This window comes from Rhodococcus sp. NPDC003322 (assembly GCF_053589555.1).
Genome location: NZ_JBSFSC010000004.1, coordinates 293,051 through 314,257 on the forward strand (window position 1 = coordinate 293,051; position 21,207 = coordinate 314,257).

At 69.4% G+C, this 21,207-nt stretch carries 22 protein-coding genes and 2 tRNA genes; 14 read left to right on the top strand and 10 right to left on the bottom strand.

What is annotated here, in order from left to right:
• Positions 1-61: 61 nt before the first annotated feature.
• The 3 genes from ACWDUM_RS17640 to ACWDUM_RS17650 are packed head-to-tail and all read right to left on the bottom strand — an operon-like array spanning position 62 to position 1,623.
• Positions 62-796 carry a Clp protease N-terminal domain-containing protein gene (locus ACWDUM_RS17640; protein ID WP_450112758.1) on the bottom strand — a complete coding sequence of 245 codons (735 nt, stop codon included), beginning with the start codon at positions 794-796 and terminating at the stop codon, positions 62-64.
• A 55-nt stretch (positions 797-851) separates the two neighbouring features.
• Positions 852-1,268, bottom strand: coding sequence for a Fur family transcriptional regulator (locus ACWDUM_RS17645; RefSeq protein WP_450112759.1), 417 nt, complete (start codon positions 1,266-1,268; stop codon positions 852-854).
• A gap of 1 nt (position 1,269) precedes the next feature.
• Entirely contained in the window at positions 1,270-1,623 is a 354-nt protein-coding gene (locus ACWDUM_RS17650; protein WP_450134950.1) for an ArsR/SmtB family transcription factor, read from the bottom strand.
• Between the two features lie 199 nt (positions 1,624-1,822).
• Between ACWDUM_RS17650 and ACWDUM_RS17655 the strand changes: the two genes are divergently transcribed.
• Positions 1,823-3,214 (top strand): glycine--tRNA ligase, encoded by a 1,392-nt coding sequence (locus tag ACWDUM_RS17655; protein WP_450112761.1) that lies wholly within the window; start codon positions 1,823-1,825, stop codon positions 3,212-3,214.
• A gap of 62 nt (positions 3,215-3,276) precedes the next feature.
• Here ACWDUM_RS17655 and ACWDUM_RS17660 read toward each other — a convergent pair whose 3' ends face one another.
• Both ACWDUM_RS17660 and ACWDUM_RS17665 read right to left on the bottom strand, forming a co-directional pair.
• On the bottom strand, positions 3,277-4,017 hold the full coding sequence (locus ACWDUM_RS17660) for an ABC transporter permease (protein WP_450112762.1): 741 nt from the start codon (positions 4,015-4,017) through the stop codon (positions 3,277-3,279).
• Between the two features lie 12 nt (positions 4,018-4,029).
• Positions 4,030-6,051, bottom strand: coding sequence for a TPM domain-containing protein (locus ACWDUM_RS17665; protein WP_450134951.1), 2,022 nt, complete (start codon positions 6,049-6,051; stop codon positions 4,030-4,032).
• A 142-nt stretch (positions 6,052-6,193) separates the two neighbouring features.
• Here ACWDUM_RS17665 and ACWDUM_RS17670 point away from each other — a divergent pair, with 142 nt between their 5' ends.
• Together ACWDUM_RS17670 and ACWDUM_RS17675 are read left to right on the top strand one after the other, a co-directional pair.
• Positions 6,194-6,871: a YdcF family protein gene (locus ACWDUM_RS17670; protein WP_450112764.1), complete on the top strand. Its 678-nt coding sequence runs from the start codon at positions 6,194-6,196 to the stop codon at positions 6,869-6,871.
• Positions 6,868-8,163, top strand: a complete 1,296-nt coding sequence (locus ACWDUM_RS17675; RefSeq protein ID WP_450134952.1) for a deoxyguanosinetriphosphate triphosphohydrolase — start codon at positions 6,868-6,870, stop codon at positions 8,161-8,163. The genes ACWDUM_RS17670 and ACWDUM_RS17675 overlap by 4 nt, the downstream gene beginning before the upstream one ends.
• 11 nt (positions 8,164-8,174) lie before the next feature.
• On the opposite strand, the gene ACWDUM_RS17680 is transcribed toward ACWDUM_RS17675, so the two are convergent.
• Positions 8,175-9,362, bottom strand: a complete 1,188-nt coding sequence (locus ACWDUM_RS17680; RefSeq protein ID WP_450134953.1) for a dipeptidase — start codon at positions 9,360-9,362, stop codon at positions 8,175-8,177.
• 61 nt (positions 9,363-9,423) lie between these two features.
• Here ACWDUM_RS17680 and dnaG point away from each other — a divergent pair, with 61 nt between their 5' ends.
• The gene (gene dnaG, locus ACWDUM_RS17685) at positions 9,424-11,328 is read left to right on the top strand and encodes a DNA primase (protein ID WP_450134954.1); all 1,905 of its coding nucleotides are present in this window, start codon (positions 9,424-9,426) and stop codon (positions 11,326-11,328) included.
• A 15-nt stretch (positions 11,329-11,343) separates the two neighbouring features.
• On the opposite strand, the gene ACWDUM_RS17690 is transcribed toward dnaG, so the two are convergent.
• On the bottom strand, positions 11,344-11,583 hold the full coding sequence (locus ACWDUM_RS17690; RefSeq protein WP_450112768.1) for a hypothetical protein: 240 nt from the start codon (positions 11,581-11,583) through the stop codon (positions 11,344-11,346).
• A gap of 138 nt (positions 11,584-11,721) precedes the next feature.
• On the opposite strand from ACWDUM_RS17690, the gene ACWDUM_RS17695 reads away from it, so the two are divergent.
• From ACWDUM_RS17695 to ACWDUM_RS17705, 3 genes are all read left to right on the top strand, one after another.
• A tRNA-Asn gene (locus ACWDUM_RS17695) sits at positions 11,722-11,794 on the top strand.
• 248 nt (positions 11,795-12,042) lie between these two features.
• Complete coding sequence (locus tag ACWDUM_RS17700) at positions 12,043-12,192, top strand: hypothetical protein (RefSeq protein WP_450134955.1); 150 nt, start codon at positions 12,043-12,045, stop codon at positions 12,190-12,192.
• Between the two features lie 92 nt (positions 12,193-12,284).
• A tRNA-Ile gene (locus ACWDUM_RS17705) sits at positions 12,285-12,358 on the top strand.
• 16 nt (positions 12,359-12,374) lie between these two features.
• Here the strand turns inward: ACWDUM_RS17705 and ACWDUM_RS17710 are convergent.
• The gene (locus tag ACWDUM_RS17710) at positions 12,375-12,611 is read right to left on the bottom strand and encodes a hypothetical protein (protein WP_450134956.1); all 237 of its coding nucleotides are present in this window, start codon (positions 12,609-12,611) and stop codon (positions 12,375-12,377) included.
• Between the two features lie 537 nt (positions 12,612-13,148).
• Between ACWDUM_RS17710 and ACWDUM_RS17715 the strand changes: the two genes are divergently transcribed.
• A complete protein-coding gene (locus tag ACWDUM_RS17715) occupies positions 13,149-14,720 on the top strand; it encodes a S1C family serine protease (protein WP_450134957.1) in 1,572 nt (523 codons plus the stop codon).
• A gap of 129 nt (positions 14,721-14,849) precedes the next feature.
• Entirely contained in the window at positions 14,850-15,317 is a 468-nt protein-coding gene (locus ACWDUM_RS17720; protein WP_450134958.1) for a DoxX family protein, read from the top strand.
• 64 nt (positions 15,318-15,381) lie between these two features.
• Here the strand turns inward: ACWDUM_RS17720 and ACWDUM_RS17725 are convergent, their stop codons facing one another.
• The gene (locus ACWDUM_RS17725; protein ID WP_450134959.1) at positions 15,382-15,693 is read right to left on the bottom strand and encodes a hypothetical protein; all 312 of its coding nucleotides are present in this window, start codon (positions 15,691-15,693) and stop codon (positions 15,382-15,384) included.
• A gap of 87 nt (positions 15,694-15,780) precedes the next feature.
• Between ACWDUM_RS17725 and ACWDUM_RS17730 the strand changes: the two genes are divergently transcribed.
• From ACWDUM_RS17730 to ACWDUM_RS17750, 5 genes are all read left to right on the top strand, one after another.
• The gene (locus ACWDUM_RS17730; RefSeq protein WP_450134960.1) at positions 15,781-16,299 is read left to right on the top strand and encodes a DinB family protein; all 519 of its coding nucleotides are present in this window, start codon (positions 15,781-15,783) and stop codon (positions 16,297-16,299) included.
• Positions 16,300-16,524: 225 nt separating this feature from the next.
• Positions 16,525-17,652, top strand: a complete 1,128-nt coding sequence (locus tag ACWDUM_RS17735) for an NDMA-dependent alcohol dehydrogenase (protein ID WP_450134961.1) — start codon at positions 16,525-16,527, stop codon at positions 17,650-17,652.
• A 120-nt stretch (positions 17,653-17,772) separates the two neighbouring features.
• The gene (locus ACWDUM_RS17740) at positions 17,773-18,588 is read left to right on the top strand and encodes a serine hydrolase domain-containing protein (RefSeq protein ID WP_450134962.1); all 816 of its coding nucleotides are present in this window, start codon (positions 17,773-17,775) and stop codon (positions 18,586-18,588) included.
• A gap of 137 nt (positions 18,589-18,725) precedes the next feature.
• Positions 18,726-19,244, top strand: a complete 519-nt coding sequence (locus tag ACWDUM_RS17745) for a DUF3145 domain-containing protein (protein ID WP_450134963.1) — start codon at positions 18,726-18,728, stop codon at positions 19,242-19,244.
• A 224-nt stretch (positions 19,245-19,468) separates the two neighbouring features.
• Entirely contained in the window at positions 19,469-19,672 is a 204-nt protein-coding gene (locus ACWDUM_RS17750; protein WP_450112778.1) for a cold-shock protein, read from the top strand.
• Positions 19,673-19,748: 76 nt separating this feature from the next.
• Here ACWDUM_RS17750 and ACWDUM_RS17755 read toward each other — a convergent pair whose 3' ends face one another.
• A complete protein-coding gene (locus ACWDUM_RS17755) occupies positions 19,749-21,182 on the bottom strand; it encodes an acyl-CoA carboxylase subunit beta (RefSeq protein WP_450112779.1) in 1,434 nt (477 codons plus the stop codon).
• Between the last annotated feature and the right edge of the window lie 25 nt (positions 21,183-21,207).

The window sequence follows — 21,207 nt, forward strand, 5'->3', positions numbered from 1 at the left end:
TACACCGACCGCGCGCAGGCGGTGATGCGGCGGATGTTCCGACCGATCCGTTGGCGTCCGCTCAGGACTCCTTCGGTGTGAGTGCGGCGAGGGCCGCGGTGAGGTCCGCCTCGAGTCGGTCGCGGTCGACGCCCAGGCCCGACAGCGGACCGTTGCCGTCCTCGACCTCGAGCAGTGCGAGGAGAACGTGCTCGGTGCCGATGTAGTTGTGGCCCAGTCGAAGTGCGTGACGGAAGGTCAGTTCCAGTGCCTTGCGTGCGGCGGTGTCGTAGGGGATCAGTTCGGGTGTCTCGTCGGCAGGCGCGGGCAGGGTGGCGGTGACGCCCTCGCGGACGGCGTCCACGGTCACGGACTGCCTGCCGAGGAGCAGCAGGGCCAGCGACTCGGGTTCGGCGAGCAGGCCGAGGGTCAGATGAGCGGGCGTGACCTCGACTGAGCCGGCGGCCTTGGCCTCGTTGTGCGCCGCGGCGACGACGTTGCGTGCCCGCGGGGTGAACCGGTTGAAGCCCTGGTTCGGATCGAGGTCGGCGGCCGTGCCGGGATCCTTCGGGGTGAACCGCTTCTGCACGGCCTGCTTGCTGACGCCCATGCTGCGGCCGATGTCGGTCCAGGAGGCGCCGGTGCGGCGGGCCTGGTCGACGAAGTGGCCGATCAGGTGGTCGGCGACATCGCCGAGGTGGTCGGCGGCGAGCACCGCATCGGAGAGCTGTTCGAGCGGATCGGCGTGGACCTTCTTGATCGCGTCGATCAGGTCGTCGAGCCGGATCTTGGGGGTGAGTTGTGTGGGTTCCGACATGCGTCAACTCTAAGTTGACGATGGGGGATCGTCAACCATTGGTTGACGAGAGTCGTCACGCGGTGGCGCAGGTGCGGCAGGTGCCGAAGATCTCCACGGTGTGACTGGCGTCGGTGAACCCGTTGGCCTCCGCGATCGACTGTGACCACCGCTCGACCTCCGGACCGTCGACCTCGACGGTGAACCCGCACGACCGGCACACCAGGTGATGGTGGTGGCCCGACGAGCAGCGGCGGTACACCGACTCCCCGGTGTCGGTGCGGAGCATGTCGACGGTGCCGGCCTCGGCGAGGGTCTGCAGGGTGCGGTACACGGTGGTCAGGCCGATGCCCTCGCCGCGCTTGCGTAACTCGTCGTGCAGATCCTGGGCGGACCGGAACTCGTCGATCTCGTCCAGGAGCGCCGAGATCGCGCTGCGCTGCTTGGTCGCGCGCACGCCGACCACCACCGGGATGCGGGGCTTGTCGGTCACGTCAGTGTCCTTCCTCGGCGTGGGCGACGGCGTCGATCACGATGTGGGCGAGATGGTCGTCGACGAGGCGGTAGACCACCTCGCGCCCGGAGCGGTCGCCGCGAACCACGCCCGCGGACTTGAGGACTCGCAGGTGCTGGCTGATCAGCGGCTGTGTGACCTCCAGTGCGTCGACGAGTTCGTGCACGCACCGCGGAGCCTCGTGGAGTTGCAGGACGATCGCGATCCGCACCGGCGCGGCCAGGGCTCGCAGGAGGTCGCCCGCGGCGTCCATGGTCTCGCGACCCGGCAGTTGTGCGGGGGGAGTGGCTTCGGCGCCGGGGCTGTGCAGGCCGTCGGCGTCGGTGATGCTCACTTCGGCGTACTCCTTCGCGGTGGATGTCCGGGGTGTCGTGCTCGGGCTCACGGTGACCTTATTGCAAACCGTATCCATTTTGATATGCACGAGTATGCATGTCAAACGGTGAATTGGGGTGCGCTCGCCCCTGCCGATAGGCTGGGAACGCACGTCCCTATCCACACAGCATCTATTACCCAGATGGAGAGCTTCCCCAGTGGCACCCAAGTCCAAGGTCGAAACCGTCGCCAACCTCGCCAAGCGTCGAGGTCTCGTCTTCCCATGTGGCGAGATCTACGGTGGCACCCGGTCCGCCTGGGATTACGGGCCGCTCGGCGTCGAGCTCAAGGAGAACATCAAGAAGCAGTGGTGGCGGTCGATGGTCACCAGCCGCGACGACGTCGTCGGCCTGGACTCCTCGGTCATCCTGCCCCGCCAGGTGTGGGTCGCGTCCGGCCACGTCGGCGTCTTCAACGACCCGCTCGTCGAATGCCTGAACTGCCACAAGCGGCACCGGCAGGACCACCTGCAGGAGGCGTACGCCGAGAAGAAGGGTCTCGACAACCCCGACGACGTCGCGATGGACGTCCTCGTGTGCCCCGACTGCGGCACCGTCGGTCAGTGGACCGAGCCCCGCGACTTCAACATGATGCTCAAGACCTACCTCGGCCCGGTCGAGTCCGAGGAGGGCCTGCACTACCTCCGCCCGGAGACCGCGCAGGGCATCTTCGTCAACTTCGCGAACGTGCTCACCACCTCCCGCAAGAAGCCGCCGTTCGGCATCGGCCAGATCGGCAAGAGCTTCCGCAACGAGATCACCCCCGGCAACTTCATCTTCCGCACCCGCGAGTTCGAGCAGATGGAGATGGAGTTCTTCGTCAAGCCCGGTGAGGACGAGGAGTGGCACCAGTACTGGATCGACACCCGCCTCGCCTGGTACACCGACCTCGGCATCAACCCGGACAACCTGCGTCTCTACGAGCACCCCGAGGCCAAGCTGTCGCACTACTCCAAGCGCACCGTCGACATCGAGTACCGCTTCGAGTTCCAGGGCAGCGAGTGGGGCGAACTCGAGGGTGTCGCGAACCGCACCGACTACGACCTGCGCGTCCACGAGGAGTCCTCGGGTCAGGACCTGAAGTACTTCGACCAGGCCACCGGTGAGCGCTACACGCCGTACGTGATCGAGCCGGCGGCCGGCCTGACCCGTTCGCTGATGGCCTTCCTCGTCGACGCCTACCAGGAGGACGAGGCGCCGAACGCGAAGGGTGGCGTCGACAAGCGCACCGTGCTCCGCCTCGACCGCCGGCTCGCGCCGGTCAAGGCGGCGGTGCTGCCGCTGAGCCGCAACGAGGCACTGAGCCCGAAGGCCAAGGATCTCGCGGCGACTCTGCGCAAGAACTGGAACGTCGAGTTCGACGACGCCGGCGCGATCGGACGTCGCTACCGCCGCCAGGACGAGATCGGCACCCCGTTCTGCATCACGGTCGACTTCGACACCCTCGACGACCACGCCGTCACCGTGCGTGAGCGCGACACCATGGAGCAGGAGCGGGTCTCCCTCGACAAGGTCGAGGGCTACCTCGCGCAGCGCCTGATCGGCGCGTAAGCACCTCCGGCACCTGTGCGCGCTTTCGGTGGCTCCCGCCACCGAAAGCGCGCACAGGTGCGTCAGCGCCTGACCACCCCGCGGGCGACGAGTTCCATCGTCACCGAGACCGCGCAGGTCTGCGCCAGCAGGACTCCGACGAGCACCAGGATCTGCACGGCCCCCGCCTGCACCGCGGATCCGCTCGCGAGCAGGACACCCACGAAGGCGCCCGGCAGCGTCACCAGCCCGACCGTGCGGGTCTGATCGAGCCCCGGCAACAGGGCGTCCGCGGCGCTGTCGTGGACCACCAGCATCCGCGAATCCCGTTCGCTCAGGCCGAGACTGAGCGCCGCCTCCACCTCGCCGCGCCGCTGTCCGATGGCATCGAGTGCGCGTTTGGCGGCCAGTGAGGTGGACGTCATCGCGTTACCGAGGACGATGCCGCCGATCGGGATCAGCGCGACACCCTCCAACGGCACCACACCGCTGAGCAGCATCGGGGGCAGGACCGCCGCCATGCCCGTCGCCAGTGCCGCGGTCAGCCACATCCCGGATCGGCCGGACCGCGATCGGCGGGCGGCGGTGACCGAGGCCGCAACGAACATCACGACCAGCACCGCCGCCGCCGACCACAGATGTCGTAGCGCCGCCGCCAACACCAGCGAGACCGCGGCCAACTGGGCGGCGCCGCGGGCCGCGGCCGCAGGCACCGACCACGGACGGTCGAGCCCGGCGACCCGGTACACCACGGCCGCGGCGAGCGCCATCGCCGCGCACAGCAGCGCGAGCGCGATCCCCGGGTGAGCGAGGGCCGCACTCATGCCCATCGGTCCCTAGAACCGTCCGCTGCGGCTGATCCGGCCGGAACTGCTGGGGCCGCCGAACGATCCGGGCCCCCGGCCGCCGCCGCTCCGGTAGCCGCCGCCGCGGTTGCCCCAGCCGCCGCTCATGCCGCCGCGCATCATCGAGTCGATCAGGATGCCGCCGAGGATCGCTCCGTTCATGCTCGACTGCTGCTGCTGCGGCCGCCAGCTGGCCTCCCACTGCTGGACGTCCGACTGGGCCAGTCGCAGGGCCCGGCCGCTGAGGTCGCCTGCGGCCTTCGCGTGCTGCAGGGCCTGCGACGGATCGGACTGGGCGAGCTGCCGCGCGCCGTCGAGGTGTCGCTGCGCCTCGGACAGGCGGGTGCGGGCCTCTGCGCCGACCGCGCCGCGCCGCGTGGCGATGAAGTCGGTGGCCGCGGTGATCTGGGCCTGCGCAGCGGTGATGTCCTGCGTCAGACGTTGCGCCGTCCGTTCGGCGGTGGCCTTGGCCTCGGTCGCGGTGGCGATCACCTCGTCGAGCGCGGCGTCGGCCTTGGCGAGTTCTGTGAACGCACCGAGCGGGTCGCTGTCGCGAGTGGCCTCCGCCTTCGCGAGAGCCGCCTGTGCGGCGGCCTTCGCGGCAGCCAGGTCCGCGCCGCCGTGCGTGGCGAGGGCGTCGGCGTCGGTGATGTCCTTGCGGGCGTCCTCGATCGCGGCGGGCAGCGTCGCCATCGCGGTTCGGATGTTCTCCGCGGCGTGGTCGATTCCGTCGAGCAGTTCCCGGACCTGGTCGAGAGCACCCTCGGCGGCCCGGATCGCGACGACCGCCGGGCCCTGCTTGCCCGCGGGCCTGCTCGCGGCCTCCCGGCCCGCGGTGATGTTCTGGTCGGCGTACGCCAGTTGCTCACGCGCCAGCGCGATGTTGCCGTCCACCGAGGCCAGTGCGGGAGCGGGGAACTCGCTGCGCAACGAGACCAGGGTCTTCTCCGAATCGGGGATCCGGACCGTCATCTCGACCGTCCGCTGGGTGAGCGCGTCGAGCCGGGCCGGGGCGTCGATCAGCAGGTCCCGCATGCCGTCGAACTCGGTCACCCGGTCGTTGAGCTCGCGGTCGGCGCGGCTGCAGGTGGCGATCAGCTCGACGAGCATGTCGCGCTGCTGGTCCGGGGTCTCCGGGATGTCGTCGTCGAGCCGCTGCCGGATCGTGAACGCCGACGCGAGAGTCGACTTGGCGCTCTCGTATGCGGCGGTGAACGGGGCGGTCGCGGCATCGCCGAACTCGCCGCGGGCGAGGTTCAGTTCCTCCTCGCTGGTGCGGATCGCGTTGTCGGTCTCGACGAGGACCTCCTTGGCGCGGGCGTCGAGGGCGGCGATCGGCAGCGTCGCCACCGCGGCCGGGTCGGTCCAGTCGATCTCGGCGTTGCCGGACCTGCCGCGTCCCGCCGTGCTCTTGCGGCGGCGGGTGTAGAGCACCGCGCCACCCGCGACCACGACGACCGCGCCGCCGATCACCAGATACTTGACGCCGGAACCGGATCCGGTCGACGACATCGCGTCGGACAGCCCGCCGGCGGCGGACACCGCGGCGCCGGCCCAGTCCTCCTGGCGCAGCGCCGGCACGATCGCGTTCCGTTCGATGTCCTCGACCTCGGACGCGGACACTCCGGAGATCCCGGACGGGACACTGAACGAGTACGCGCGGTCCCCGGTCGCGACGGCCAGCAGGGCGGTCCCGTTGCCGAGGCTGCTCAGCTGCTCCGTGCGGCCGGCCCACGCGTCGGCGTCCACGCCGTCGAACGAGTCGACGTACACCACCCACAACTGCACCTGGTGCTCGTCGAACAGGCTGTCCAGCGCGGCCTGGACGTCGGCGCGTTCGGACCCGTCGAGCACCCCGTTCGGATCGGTGATCTGGGAGGGCAGCCGCGACGGGGCGTCCGCTGCGGCGGTGGCGGGCAGACCGAGCAGGGCGATCAGGGTGGCCACGAAGGCGAAGGCCGCGGCGACCGCGCCCCTGCGTCGACCGGCAACGACGGGGTGTGCGAGTGACATGATCACGAATCTATCGGTTGCGGCGTCGATAGCGGTGACATCGAACGGTGCTGTCACCGCATGTCCTTCGTCACCGACCGGCCGCGGCGCCGCCGGGGCGGCGGTGACCGGTGTCGCGCCCGTCGGCTGGCAGACTTGTGGAGTGAGTTACGCAGCAGCACGCCCCCACGACGACGAGCGTCTCGGGTTCACCGGCACCGTGGCCCGGTGGCTGCGGCGTGCGGTGGTCGGGGCCCTCCTGATCGGACTGCTGTTGGTCGGGGGGACCGCGGTGCGGGTGTGGCAGGTGGCGCGGATCAACGACACCCGGTCCGCGGACGCGATCGTGGTGCTCGGCGCGGCCCAGTACTCGGGGACCCCGTCGTCGGTGTTCGAGGCCCGGCTCGAGCAGGCCGTGAAACTGTTCGAGCGCGGCGTCGCGCCGACGGTGGTGACGGTCGGCGGTAAGCAGGTCGGTGACCTGTACACCGAGGCGGCGTCCGGCAAGAACTACCTGATCTCCCGGGGCGTTCCGGAGGACCGGATCATCGCGGTCGAGGAAGGGTCGGACACGCTCCGCAGCATCGAGGGCGTCAGCCGGGTGATGGGGGAGCACTCGATGACGTCCGCGGTCCTGGTCAGCGACCCGTGGCATTCGTTGCGCACCCGCACGATGGCCCGGGACGCCGGCCTCGAGGCGTGGACGGCGCCGACCCGGCAGGGGCCCGCCGTGTTCACCCGGGAGTCGCAGTTGCACGGAATTGCCAGGGAGACAGGTGCATTGCTGTGGTACCAGCTGACCCACTTCTCCGCCGACTTCCCGTACACGGCGGTGCAGTGACCGTGTCCGCGTACACCGAGCACGACCTCGACCGGCGTGTCGCCGAGGCGCCGAAGACGGCCGGGCTGCCGGGCACCTCGTCCTCGCGCAGCGACTTCTCCCGCGACCGGGCGCGGGTGCAGCACAGCGCCGCGCTGCGCCGGCTGGCGGACAAGACGCAGGTGGTGGGGCCGCGGGACGGTGACACCCCGCGCACCCGGCTGACGCACTCGATCGAGGTGGCGCAGATCGGCCGGGGCATCGCCGACGGCCTCGGCTGCGATCCGGACCTGGTGGACCTGGCGGGCCTCGCCCACGACATCGGGCACCCCCCGTACGGACACAACGGGGAGAAGGCCCTCGACGAGGTGGCCGCCGACTGCGGCGGTTTCGAGGGCAACGCGCAGAACCTGAGGATTCTCACCAGTCTGGAACCGAAGGTCCTCGGACCGGACGGTGTCAGTGTCGGGTTGAACCTGACCCGCGCCGCCCTCGACGCCGCGATCAAGTATCCGTGGACCCGTCCGGAGCCGGGCGCGAAGTTCGGGGCGTACGACGACGACGCCGAGATCCTCGCCTGGGTGCGCGAAGGCGACCCTGCAACACGGGTGCGGGACGGCGTTCCCGGCATCCGGCGGTGCCTCGAGGCGCAGGTGATGGACTGGGCCGACGACGTCGCGTATTCCGTGCACGACGTCGAGGACGGGGTGATCGCCGGCCGGATCGACCTGCGCGCGCTCGCCGACCCCGCCGAACGCCGTGCGCTCGCCGAGATGGGTGCCGCCGAGTTCCGAGGGCTCGTGGCCGACGACCTGGTCGAGGCCGCGAGCCGGCTGTCGGTGCTGCCGGTGGTCGTCGAGGTCGGACGCTACGACGGCACCCTCGGCTCGTCGGTGGCGCTGAAGAACCTCACCAGCGAGCTGGTCGGCCGGTTCGCGACCGCAGCGGTCACCGCGACCCGGCAGGTCGCCGGCGACGGTCCGCTGTCCCGGTACGCCGCCGACCTGGAGATCCCGCCGGTCGTGGCGGCGGAGGTGGCACTGCTCAAGACCGTCGCGCTGCGGTACGTGATGTCCGACGCGGGGCACCGCACCCGGCAGGACCGGCAGCGGGACCGCATCCACCGCGTCGCGCAGTGGCTGACGCAGACCGCGCCGAGCTGTCTGGACCCGATCCTGCTGCCGGCGTGGGAGCGGGCCGGTGACGACGGCGCCCGCACCCGGGTGATCGTCGACCAGATCGCCTCCTACACCGAGAGCCGTCTCGAACGCGTCGACAAGCAGAGCCTCGGCGCGCAGGCGGCCTGGGGTTAGGCGCGAGGCGACTAACCGGGCAGCGTCTGTGCAATCACCCGCAACGTGTTGCCGCCCATGATCGCGCGGATGTCGTCGTCGCTGTGCCCGCGATCGCGCAGTTCCTGGGTGATCACCGCGATCTCGCCGGTGTCCCAGGCGACCGTGGTGGAACCGTCGTAGTCACTGCCTAGCGCGGCGGTCTGCAGGCCGCCGACGGCGATCACGTGCTCGATCGCGTCGACCACCGCGGCGGGGGTCAGCTCGCACACCGCGGCGTCCCAGTAGCCGATGCCGACGACGCCGCCGGTCGCCGCCACCCCGCGGATCTCGTCGTCGGTCAGGTTGCGGTTGACGTCGCAGGTGGCCTGGACGCCACCGTGGCTGGCTACGACCGGCTTCGTCGCCCTCGTCAGCATCTCCGCGATCGCCGGGTGGCTCGCGTGCGCGATGTCGACGATCACCCCGCGCTGCTCCATCTGCTCGAACACCTGCCGTCCGAAGTCGGTCAACCCGTCCTTGTCCACCCCGTGCATCGAGCCGGCGACCTCGTTGTCGAAGAAGTGGGTGAAGCCGGCCATCCGCATGCCCGCGTCGTAGAGCCGGTCGAAGTTCTCGATTCGCCCCTCGAGGTTCTGCAGGCCCTCGACCGAGAACAGCGCGCCGGTCACGTCCAGGCCTGCCGCCCGATCCGCGAGCAGCGCCTCGAGGTCGTCCCGGGTGCGCACGACCCGCAGCCGCCCGTCGGAGTCCGCGGCCGCCGTCTCCAGCTTCTCCGCGTGGTACAGCGAGCGTTCCAGCAGCGACCCCCACGTGCGCGGCGGCTGCAGCTGAGCGATGGTCAGCAGGGTGATGTTGTCGGTCTCGCCGGTGTTCGAGTCGTAGTTCTGCCCCTTCGGCGACTTCGACACCGACGAGAACACCTGCAGGGCCACGTTGCCGTCCTGCAGGCGCGGCAGGTCCATGTGGCCGCGGGAGGACCGCTCGAGCAGGTCGCGGTCCCACATCAGGGTGTCCGAGTGCATGTCCACGATCTGCAGGCTGTCGTGCAGTTCGCGGGTTTGCGGGGCGATCTCCGGCAGTGCCGTGTCGATGGTCTTGTTCTGCGCTCGCTCGACGATTCCGGGGGCGAGCGCGAAGAACGCGACCGCGGCGACGGGGACGAGGACGGCGACGCCGATGGCGGTGCGGCGCACCCACCGGCGTGAGGAAGGCGACATGGCGCGAATCCTAGGTCGTCCACCGTGCGGGGTTCCCGGAACGTGCACCTAGACTGTGCTCGTGGCCGGCCGAATTCCTGAACGAGACATCGCGGCCATTCGGGAACGCACCCGCATCGAGGACATCGTGGGGGAGTACGTCGCGCTGAAGAACAGCGGCGGCGACTCGATGAAGGGCCTGTGCCCGTTCCACGACGAGAAGTCCCCCTCGTTCCACGCCCGCCCCAACCACGGCACCTTCCACTGCTTCGGCTGCGGCGAGGGCGGCGATGTCTACTCGTTCCTGCAGAAGATCGAGCACATCTCGTTCGTCGAGGCGGTCGAACAGCTCGCGGACCGGATCAACTACACCATCTCCTACGAGGGCGGCGGGCCGTCCGTCCAGCGCGACCGCGGCACCCGGGCCCGGCTCGTCGCGGCGAACGCGGCCGCGCAGCAGTTCTATGCCGCCCGGCTGCGGGAACCGGACGCCCAGACCGCGCGCGACTACCTGACCGAACGCAACTTCGACGGTCAGGCGGCGCTGACGTTCGGTTGCGGCTATGCCCCCGACGGCTGGGACACCCTGACCAAGCACCTGCTGACGCAGGGCTTCGAGGCCAAGGAGATCATCGACGCCGGCCTGGCCACGCCGGGCAAGCGGGGCACCCCGATCGACCGGTTCCGGCGCCGCCTCGTGTGGCCGATCCGCAACCTGGGCGGCGACGTGATCGGGTTCGGTGCCCGCAAGCTGTTCGACGACGACACCATGCCGGGCAAGTACATCAACACCCCGGAAACCATGCTGTACAAGAAGTCGCAGGTGCTGTTCGGCCTCGACCTCGCCAAACGGGACATCGCCAAGGGCCACCAGGCGGTCGTCGTCGAGGGCTACACCGATGTGATGGCGATGCACCTGGCGGGGGTCACGACCGCGGTCGCGGCGTGTGGCACCGCGTTCGGTGACGACCACCTGGCGATGCTGCGTCGCCTCCTGATGGACGACAGCTACTTCCGCGGCGAGGTGATCTACACATTCGACGGGGACGCGGCGGGGCAGGCCGCGGCGATGAAGGCGTTCGAGGGCGACCAGAAGTTGGCCGGACAGTCCTTCGTGGCCGTCGCACCGGACGGGATGGATCCGTGCGAGCTGAGGCAGGCGTCCGGTGACGCCGCGGTCCGCGACCTCGTCGCCCGCCGCGTCCCGATGTTCCGGTTTGTCGTGAAATCGCTACTGGCCGAACATGATCTGGAGACCGCCGAGGGGCGGGTGCAGGCGCTGCGGCGGACGGTGCCCGTGGTGGCGCGGATCAAGGACGCGGCTCTGCGGGAGGACTACGCGCGCCAGCTCGCCGGCTGGATCGGCTGGGACGACATCTCCGCGGTGGTGCGGCGGGTCCGGGACGAGTCCCGTCGTGCCGCGTCCCACCGCGGGAAGGCGGAGCCGGAGAAGAGGTTCCGGGAGGAACCGCAGGCGCCGGCGGCGCCCGCCGGGCCGCCGCGCCCCAACCCCCGCGACCCGACGCTGTGGCCGCAGCGCGACGCCCTCAAGGCCGCGCTGCAGCACCCGGAGATCGCCGGGTCCGTGTTCGACTCGCTGCCCCCGGAGACCTTCACCCACCCGGCGTACGCGCTCGTGCGGCAGGCGATGGCCGACGCGGGCGGCACCGCCGCAGGTCTCGGCGGCGCCGAGTGGATGGACGCGGTCGCCAAGCTCGCCGACCCCTTGCAGTCGTTGGTCACGGAACTGGCCGTCGAACCGATCCGGGCCTCCGACGTTCCCGACTACGTGCCGCGCGTCCTCGCGCGCCTGCAGGAGGTCTGGGTGGGTCAGCAGGTCGCCGACCTCAAGTCGCGCCTGCAGCGCATGTCCCAGGCCGACCGGCCGGACGAGTACATGTCGCTGTTCGGCGACCTCGTCGCGCTCGAGCAGTACCGGCGCAGCCTCCTCGAGCAGGCCGTCGGCGACAACGCCGAGGACCTCTGAGGACCGCGGTCCGCCCTACAGGCGGTCGCGGGGCACGTAGATCTGCGTGTTCTCGTCGATCGGCTTGAGAGGCTCGAGCTTCGGCTGCGGGTTCAGGCTGTCGGAGAGCTTCTGCCTGCCCACCTCGATCGCCTTCTTCGTCGCCGGGCTCTCGATGATCGCCTTCGTGGTCCGGGTGATCTGTTCGTAGCGGGCGCGGCCGGCCTTCGTGCCGAGCACGTATCCCGCCGCGACCCCGATCAACAAGCGCATCATGAACTGCTTTCCCTCCTGTCGAACGGCCTGACCAAGTGTGCCTGACCGGCCCACGGGCAGGCGATTTGGTACCAGGGTGGGTCTATGGGTTAAAGTCTGTTCCGCAGCCAAGAGAGAAACACCGGCTGCCGAAGGTAATCCCCTGTAGCTCAATTGGCAGAGCTTCCGACTGTTAATCGGACGGTTGCTGGTTCGAGTCCAGCCGGGGGAGCCGCGAAAACCCCTCCATCTGCTTCGCGCAGGTGGAGGGGTTTTTTCGTTTCCGTGCGGCGTACGGGAACGGCAAAGGTCCCCGACCTGTGTACGCAGGTCGGGGACCTTCGTCGTCCGCGGCGTCGCCCCGGGGCCGGACGTGACTCAACTCATACCGGCCTCCGGGGACGATCAGGGACCTTCGCCCCTGTTGTCGCCGTGTCGAGGGTGGAACGCTCGCATTGTCGACGAAGGGCGAGGAAGAAGATGCAGAATTCGCGAACTCTGTCCAACACACATCTGCTGGCACCGCGCGATGCCGACGAGCGGGTGGCGCGGGCGCAGTTCGTGCTGGCGATGCTCATTGCGGTCGCGGTCGTCGCATCGGCCGTCCTGCTCGTGGTGGCGATGGCGTAGTCGACGGGGAGACACCTGACCCGGACATCCGCCCGCTGCGGGTCCGTCGGGGGTGCACCGGTAGCATTCGGTGCGCCCGCAAGCGGGCGGATGGGGCGGTAGCTCAGTCGGTTAGAGCCGTGGACTCATAATCCATTGGTCGCGGGTTCGAGCCCCGCCCGCCCCACGGAAGTTGTTGCAGTTCAGGCCCCGCACCCGGTCCGCTGGGTGCGGTTCAGTGCTTCCCAGGCGGCGTCGTAGCGTTTGACGGTCGCTTCGTCGGTATCCCCGAGCAGAGCGTCCAGCAGGCAACGCGGGTTGTGACGCCAGGCGTGCGCGGCATGTGCAACGACATAGTTGGGGAACAGACCCAACCGAGCCAGTGCGTGAATCCAGTCGCCGATCTCACCCTGGTGGATGCGTTCGACGGTGTCGGCCATGTGCGGCAGGTCACATCTTCGGTCGCGCTGCGCCTGGGGTCATGCGTGGAACTACCTGGTCACATACCTGCTTTCGTCACGCGAGTCGCCTGCCTCCCGCACGGCAGGCGACGGAGGCACTGCTGCCTCGAACCGGAGGGCCGACGCGTGCGATGTCGGTGTCGCGACAGGCCGCGTCGTTGCCCGAAGTGGCCCCGCAGTTCGGCGTCGCCGCGATACCGTGCCCGCAGGGGTCGGCTGCCGGCCGCGCGGCACCCCCAGATTCCCGGCCGGGGAACTCCCCAGAAACCTGGGATGGCTCCGGCGTGCCGGATCGCGAACGCTGAGCCGGTGACGAATTCAGCTGCGGCAACGTCCGGCGTGGAGCCGGCGCCGGTCCCGGCCCGTGGGCCGAAAAGGTTCCCGCGACATCAGGACTGCTGACTCTGTCCTCGGGACACCCGGTCCCGGCAGGCTGACCGACACCCCCTGCGTCATCGCCGTGGGCGAGCTCACCTGACCTTCCCGCGCCGCCCGCGCTTTCTCCACAGGAGCACCATGAAACACATTTCGCACCGCCGACTCCCGGGCCGAGCACGTATCGGCGCCTCGGCCGGGCTCGTGGCCGGCGCGCTGCTGCTGTCCTCCTGCTCGTTCTCCTTCTCGATGGGCGACGCCGATGCCTCTGACGGTGGCGTCGGGTTCGACGACCTGCAGTCCGCGACCATCCAGCTCGAGGCGGTCGGCACCTTCGTCTCCCCGCAGGAGGGTGCCTACGAGGCGGCCGGACGCGGATCGGGCTTCCTGATCTCCTCGGACGGCTACGCGCTGACGAACAACCACGTGGTCACCGGCGCGGGCACGCTGAAGGTGTGGCGGGGCGGCGACCAGAGCAAGACGCTCAACGCCCAGGTCAAGGGATCCTCCGAGTGCCTCGATCTGGCCGTCGTGAAGATCGACGGAAACGACCTGCCGTACATCGGGATTCGTGAGGACGACGTCGCCACCGCCGACGAGGTGTACGCGGCGGGGTACCCGCTCGGCGATCCGACGTTCACGATGACGAAGGGCATCGTGTCCAAGGCGGACACCCCCGCCGACACACCGTGGGCGTCGCTGGAGCACGTCATCGAGCACGACGCCCGGATCCGCAGCGGCAATTCCGGTGGACCACTCGTCGATCCGGACGGTCGCCTCGTCGGCGTCAACTATGCGGGCGACGAGCAGCACGACACCAACTTCGCGATCCATCGCGACGAGGTGCGCCGGGTCGTCGACGACCTCCGGGACGGGAAGAACGTGCTCAGCCTCGGCATCAACGGGGAGGCCGTGACCTCCGACGACGGTGAGGGGCTGGGCATCTGGGTCAACTCGGTGGCATCCGGATCATCCGCCGACAAGGCCGGCGTGGAACCGGGCGACCTGCTCACCAACATGGAGGGCGTCGCCCTCGGCGCCGACGGAACGCTCTCCGAGTACTGCAACGTCCTCGAAACCCACGGCCAGGACGCCACCCTGTCCGTGGAGGTCTACCGGCCGGCCACCGACACCTACCTGCGCGGCCAGTTCAACGGCGACCCGCTGGAGGCGACCACCACGGTCAGCTCCGGACTGGTCGGGGGCGCCGGGGCGCCGACCGCTCAGGCCACCGCCGCCGGGTTCACCACGGTGACCGACGATTCCGGTGTCGTCAGTGTGCAGGTGCCCGAGTCGTGGTCCCAGGTCGACGGAACACAGTTCGTGGACGACAAGGGCAACTCCTACTTCGGGGTGGAGGCCAGCTCGAATCTCGACCAGTACAAGAACGGCTGGGGGGCGGTCGGCGCCACGGTGCTCGGGTCCGAGGAGGCGGTCGCGAACTCCACGCCGGAGGATCTGCTGAACATGGCGGGCAAGGACCTGCCGGCGGCCGGCTGCGTGTCCCGGGGACGGATGGACTACAGCGACGCCCTGCACACCGGCCGCTTCGAGGCCTGGGAGAACTGCGGACCGGAGAAGGCGAAGTACATCTTCGTGGCGGCGCAGGCGGACAGCGGCCGCTATCTCGCGCTGGTGGCGGTCCAGGCGAACAGCGAGGCGGACGTCGCCGCCGCCGATCGGGTGGTGAACAGCTTCACCGTCGATCTCTGACGGCGTCGGGTGGTTCGCCGAGGTCGGCGAGCCACCCGGGCGGGGTGAGTGGGCGGTCGGGAAAAACCTGACTCGCCGGTAGTTAGGCTAGCCATGCTTAACTTCGTCGTTGTGACAAACACTTCGCGCATGCGCGCACACTCGACCCGCGACTACGCACTCGCCGCCTTCCGGATCGTGATCGGGTTCCTGTTCCTGTGTCACGGCACCACCAGCCTGTGGGCCTGGCCCGCCGAGCCGTACGGCGGCCACACCGCGCAGTTCGGTGCGTGGCCCGGATGGTGGGGCGCCGTCATTCAGGTCGTCTGTGGCGCGGCCCTGATCCTCGGCCTCGGCACCAGGGCCGCCGCGTTCCTCGGATCGGGTTCGATGGCGTACGCCTACTTCTGGAGTCACCAGGCCGACGGCGCTCTGCCGATCCAGAACGACGGCGAATCCGCGGCACTGTTCTGCTGGGCGATGTTCCTGCTGATCTTCCTCGGCGGCGGCGCGCTGTCCGTGGACGGACTGCTGCGCCGACGACCAGGCTCGAGCCAACCGGCCGGCGACGGGGGAACGACCGTGCCGACGGGCTCGTCGGCACTGGTCGACGCCTGAGCGCTGCAGACACATTCGACCGACGGTGGGGGCGTCCACTTCGGGGGAGCGGACGCCCCCACCGTCACTTACCGTGTGCCGCCTTGTATTCCAGCGCGTACGCGATCTTGCCGGGCTTGTCGTCCGAGTACGGCTTCGACAGTTTGCCGAATTCGCCCTTGTCCGCGGCCTTCCCGGCGTTCCACTGGGTGAGGGTGCCGAGTTGGGCCGCGGTGAAGTCGTCGTCGACCGTGGCGTCGCCGGGCAGCGCGGTCTGGGCGCGGGTGACCTGCTCGACGGTGGTGAGGTAACTCGCGGCGTCGTGCGGGTCCCAACCGCTCAGGTCGCCGCCGCCCCCGGCGCGAAGCCAGGAACCCCGGTTGCGTGGCGCGCTCACGGTCGCCGACCGCGGTGAGCGGCAGGTGGCGTTCGGGCGTCCGCCGACCGTCCTTGCGGTGCATGCACACCTGCGTAGGGTGGGCGCATGGCGATCACTCCGGACACCAAGAACTGGACCTGGGTCGTCGAACGACCCTGCCCCGACTGTGGATTCGACCCGTCCACGGTCGAGTTCGGTCGGTTGCCGGAGCTGGTCCGTGCCAATGCCGAGCGCTGGCCGGCGGTGTTCGCCCGCCCGGACGTCGCGGTCCGTCCCGACGAGCACACGTGGTCGGCGCTCGAGTACGGCGCACACGTGCGCGACGTGTTGCGGATCTTCCGTGAGCGTCTGGCCCTGATGCTCGACCGCGACGAACCCGAGTTCGCGAACTGGGACCAGGACGCGACGGCGGTCGCCGAGCGCTACCACGAGCAGGATCCGCGGGAGGTGGCGGCAGAACTCGGGGCCGCGGCCGAGGCGATCGCCGACGCGTTCGCTGCGGTGCCGGATCACGCGCTCGGGAGGCGTGGGCTGCGCAGCGACGGGTCGGCGTTCACCGTGCGGACCCTGGCGGTGTACTTCCTCCACGACCCGGTCCATCACCTGCACGACGTGCACGGATGACGGACGCGGTTCCGGCCTTCGGGCACCTGCTCGAAGCGTCGTCGACACGCTGACATGACCGGCCGGTAACCGCTTCCGACCTGGCGATACGCCTCTACGTTAGAGCCTGTTACGGAATTCTTCTAGAACGTGTTCCAAAACGCCGATTTTCGGGCTATCGTGTGCGCTTGTGATCACCGTCACCTCGATCACCTGTAGTTGACGTGGACGAAAGGCCGGAACGAAATGAAGACAAAGGGCGCGCTGCTGTGGGGTCTCAACGAGCCGTGGTCGGTCGAGGAGATCGAGCTGGGTGATCCCCGAGAGGGCGAAGTCCAGATCCGTATGGAGGCGGCCGGTATGTGCCACTCCGACTACCACCTCGTCACCGGCGCCACGCCGATGCCGTCCTTCCCGGTGCTCGGCGGGCACGAGGGCGCCGGCGTCGTCACCAAGGTCGGCCCGAACGTCAAGCGGCTGAAGGAAGGCGACCACGTCGTCCTGTCCTTCATCCCCGCCTGCGGCACCTGTGATCCGTGTACGCAGGGTCATTCGAACCTCTGCGACCTCGGCATGGGTCTGCTGACCGGCCAGTCCATCTCCGACGGTTCGTACCGCATCCAGGCCCGCGGCCAGAACGTCATCCCGATGTCGCTCCTAGGCACCTTCTCGCCGTACATGACCGTGCACGAGTACTCCGCGGTCAAGATCGACGAGCACGTCCCGTTCGAGGTTGCCGCGCTCGTCGGCTGCGGCGTCACGACCGGTTGGGGCTCGGCGACCAACGTCGCGCAGGTTCGCCCCGGCGACTCCGTCGCGATCGTCGGTGTCGGCGGCGTCGGCATGGCCGCGCTGCAGGGCGCGGTGGTCTCGGGTGCGCGCAATGTCATCGCCATCGACCCTGTCGCGTCCAAGCGCGAGCGGGCCCTCAAGTTCGGTGCCACCCACGCCTACGCCAGCCTCGAAGAGGCCATCGTCCCGGTCATGGAACTGACCTGGGGCAAGATGTGCGACAAGGTCATCCTCACCATGGGTGAGATGGACGGCGCGATGGTCGACCCGGCGCTGACGCTGACCGCCAAGGCGGGCACCTGTGTCGTGACGTCGATGGGCAACATGTCCGACATGGACGTGAAGATGAACCTCTTCCTCTTCGCGATGCTGCAGAAGACCCTCAAGGGCAACGTCTTCGGTGGTGCCAACCCGCGCCACGAGATCCCGATGCTCCTCGACTTGTACAAGTCGGGTCAGCTGAACCTGCAGGACATGATCTCCAACACCTACAGCCTCGAACAGATCAACGACGGTTACCAGGACATGCTGGACGGCAAGAACCTGCGCGGCGTCATCAAGTACACCGACGCCGACCGCTGACGTCGCCGCAGTGCTGACGTCGCTGCAACAGTGACGTCGCTGCATCACCCGACGCCGGGCCGCCCACCGCGGGCGACCCGGCGTCGTCGCGTCCGGGACCCCTCCTCGTAGGCTGACGGGATGCACAGTCTCGCCGCGATCGACAGCTGGCCCGTCGACCACGCCGCTGCCGCGGCAATCGGCCCGGACGGGGTGCTCGCCACGGCGGGGGAGCAGGACCGGGTGTTCGCGTTGGCGTCGGTGACCAAGCCGCTCGTCGCCTACGGGGTGCTCGTCGCGGTCGAGGAAGGTGCGGTCGAGTTGGACCAGCCCGCCGGCCCGCCCGACGCGACCGTGCGACACCTGCTCGCCCACACCTCGGGTCTCGCGTTCGGTGACCGGACCGTGCAGGCGCCTCCCGGGACCAAGCGCATCTACTCGAGCGCCGGGTTCGAGGTTCTCGCCGAACTGGTCGAGTCCGAGACTGCGATCGCGTTCCCGGAGTACCTGCGCCAGGCGGTGTTCGAGCCTCTCGGTATGACCGGCACCGCACTGGAGGGATCGGCCGGGCACGGCGCCCGCGCCACCACCGCGGACCTGACCCGCTTCGCGCTGGAGCTGCTGAGGCCGCGGCTGCTGTCGGTGCCGACCCTGGCCGAGGCGACGACGGTCCAGTACCCGGGACTGCGCGGTCTGCTGCCCGGTTACGGAGTGCAGCGGCCCAACGACTGGGGTCTGGGGTTCGAGATCCGCGCGCAGAAGTCGCCGCACTGGACCGGTACCACCAACTCGGCGGCCACCTACGGTCATTTCGGGCAGTCCGGCACGTTCCTGTGGGTCGATCCGGCGCGCTCGCTGGCCTGTGTGGCACTGTCGGACCGGGCCTTCGGCGACTGGGCGAAGGAGGCGTGGCCTCCGGTGAGCGACGCCGTCGTCGCCGAGTTCGGAAAGCACTGACCGGTCCGCCGCGGCGGATTCCCATTTCAACTGGCGTACCACCCGGCACAGGGGGCACACTGTTACCGCGCCGTGGCACGACCGCGACGACAGAGGCCGTTGGGGAAGACGACCCTCGTCGAAGCTGGAGGTGCCCTGTGCGCGAATGGGATGAGTTCGTCGACGCGACGAACGGTGTGCTTCACGTGCACTCGTCGCCCGCGGCGCTGTGCCCGCACATCGAATGGGCCCTCGCCGCCACCCTCGACTGCCGCGCCAATCTGCGGTGGACCTCCCAGCCCGCCTCGCCCGGCCAACTGCGGGCCAGCACCGACTGGATGGGTCCGGTCGGCACGGCGGCCCGGCTCGTCAATGCGCTGCGCGCCTGGCCGATGCTGCGCTTCGAGGTCACCGAGGAGGCCAGTGAGGGTGTGGACGGCGAACGCTACTGCCATGCGCCGGCACTGGGTCTGTGGCGCGGCTCGATGAGCGCCAACGGGGACGTGATCGTCGGGGAGATGCGGTTGCGGTCCCTGATCGCCCAGCACGGCGGCACCGACACGCTCGCGGTCGAACTGCAACATGCCCTCGGCTCGGAGTGGGACATCGAACTCGAGCCCTACCGCAGCGGCAGTGAGGGCGCCGAGGTCACCTGGCTGCGCCGCGACGTCGGCTAGACGCACCGGGGAATCATTGCGGGTGCCGGTGCGTTGAAGCAGTCGGCCGTAGTTTTTGTGTGTTTGTGTACCAACTGCACGCTCGCAAGGAAACAGTGTTGCGGGCGCCGTGCAGCCCTTCAGGTACCTGAGAAATCCCGTTCAGTGTCTGGAGACGCGCGTTGCGTCTGAAAACCGGCCCGGTCCGCAAGGTGCGGTCCGACCAGCCCTGAAAAGGAGTTTCCATGACTCAGGGAACAGTCAAGTGGTTCAACGCGGAGAAGGGTTTCGGCTTCATCGCGCAGGACAACGGGGGCCCGGACGTGTTCGTGCACTACTCCGAGATCACCGGTTCCGGATTCCGGAACCTCGAGGAGAACCAGCGCGTGGAGTTCGAGATCTCCCAGGGCGCCAAGGGCCCGCAGGCGACTGGCGTCCGCGCGGTCTGACACCGACCCGCCACGAAACGACGAGGGCCCCGACCGTTGCGGTCGGGGCCCTCGTCCGTTCACACGTCGCGCCGGATCACAGCGGGATGTTCTTGTGCCGACCGCGGCGGGCGGGAGCGGCGGCGAGCGCCGTGGTGAGCAGACTGCGGGTCTGCGCCGGCTCGATCAGTTCGTCGACGACGCCGATCGACATCGCTCGCCCGACGCCGCCGGCGATCGCCTCGTGCTCGGCGGCCAGGCGGTCGTGCAGCGCCTCGCGCTCCTCCTCTGGGGCAGCCGCCAGGGCCCGCTTGTGCAGGATCCCGACCGCGGCCTTTGCGCCCATCACGGCGACCTCGGCCTCCGGCCACGCGTACACCGCGGTGGCGCCGAGGGCCCGGGAGTTCATCGCGATGTAGGCACCGCCGTAGATCTTCCGGGTCACCAGGGTGACGCGGGGAACGGTGGCCTCGGCGAAGGCGTGCAGCAGCTTCGCGCCGCGGCGCACCACACCCTCCCATTCCTGGCTGACGCCCGGCAGGTAACCGGGGACGTCGACGATGACGACCAGCGGGATGCCGAACGCGTCGCACAGCCGCACGAACCGGGCCGCCTTCTCCGCGCTCTCGGAGTTCAGGCAGCCGCCCAGTCGCAGCGGGTTGTTCGCGATGACGCCGACGGTGCGGCCACCGAGCCGGCCGATGCCGGTGACGATGCTGCGCGCCCAGTTGCCTTGCAGCTCTTCGAGACTGGACTCGCCGTCCACGTTGTCGAGCAGTTCGTGCACGATCGGACGGACGTCGTAGGCACGCTTGGCCGACTCGGGCATCAGGGCCCGGAGGTCGGTGTCGCCACGGCGGGCGGCGTCCACGTCGAACTCGCCCTGATCGGCGATCATCGACACCAGCCGGCGGGCGCGGTGCAGCGCGTCGAGTTCGTCATGAGCGGCGATGTGCGCGACACCGGACTTCTTGGTGTGCGTCGCGGGGCCGCCGAGCGACTCCATGTCGACCTGCTCGCCGGTCACCGAACGCACCACGTCGGGTCCGGTGACGAACACGCGGCCCTCGGGCGCCATGATGACGACGTCGGTCAGCGCCGGACCGTAGGCGGCCCCACCGGCGGCGAAGCCGAGGACGACGGAAATCTGGGGGATCAGGCCGGACGCGCGGACCATGGCTTCGAACACGAGGCCGACGGCGTGCAGGGCTTCGACGCCCTCCGCCAGCCGGGCCCCGCCCGAATGCCAGACCCCGACGATCGGGACCTGCTCCTCGATCGCGGCGTCGATCGCCGCGACGATGTGTTTGCAGCCCTCCACTCCCATGGCGCCGCCCATCACGGTGGCGTCGGAGCAGTAGGCGATGGTGCGGACGCCGTCGATCTCGCCTGACGCGGCGAGGACGCCGGACTTGTCGCGGGGATGAAGCGTCGTGGTGGTCCCGGCGTCGAACAGTTTCTCGAGCCGGGCGAGGGGATCGCGAGGGTCGAGCTGCGAATCGGGTCTGGTGACTGGATCCAGAATGGTCATCGCCGGTCCTCCTTCATAGCGAGCC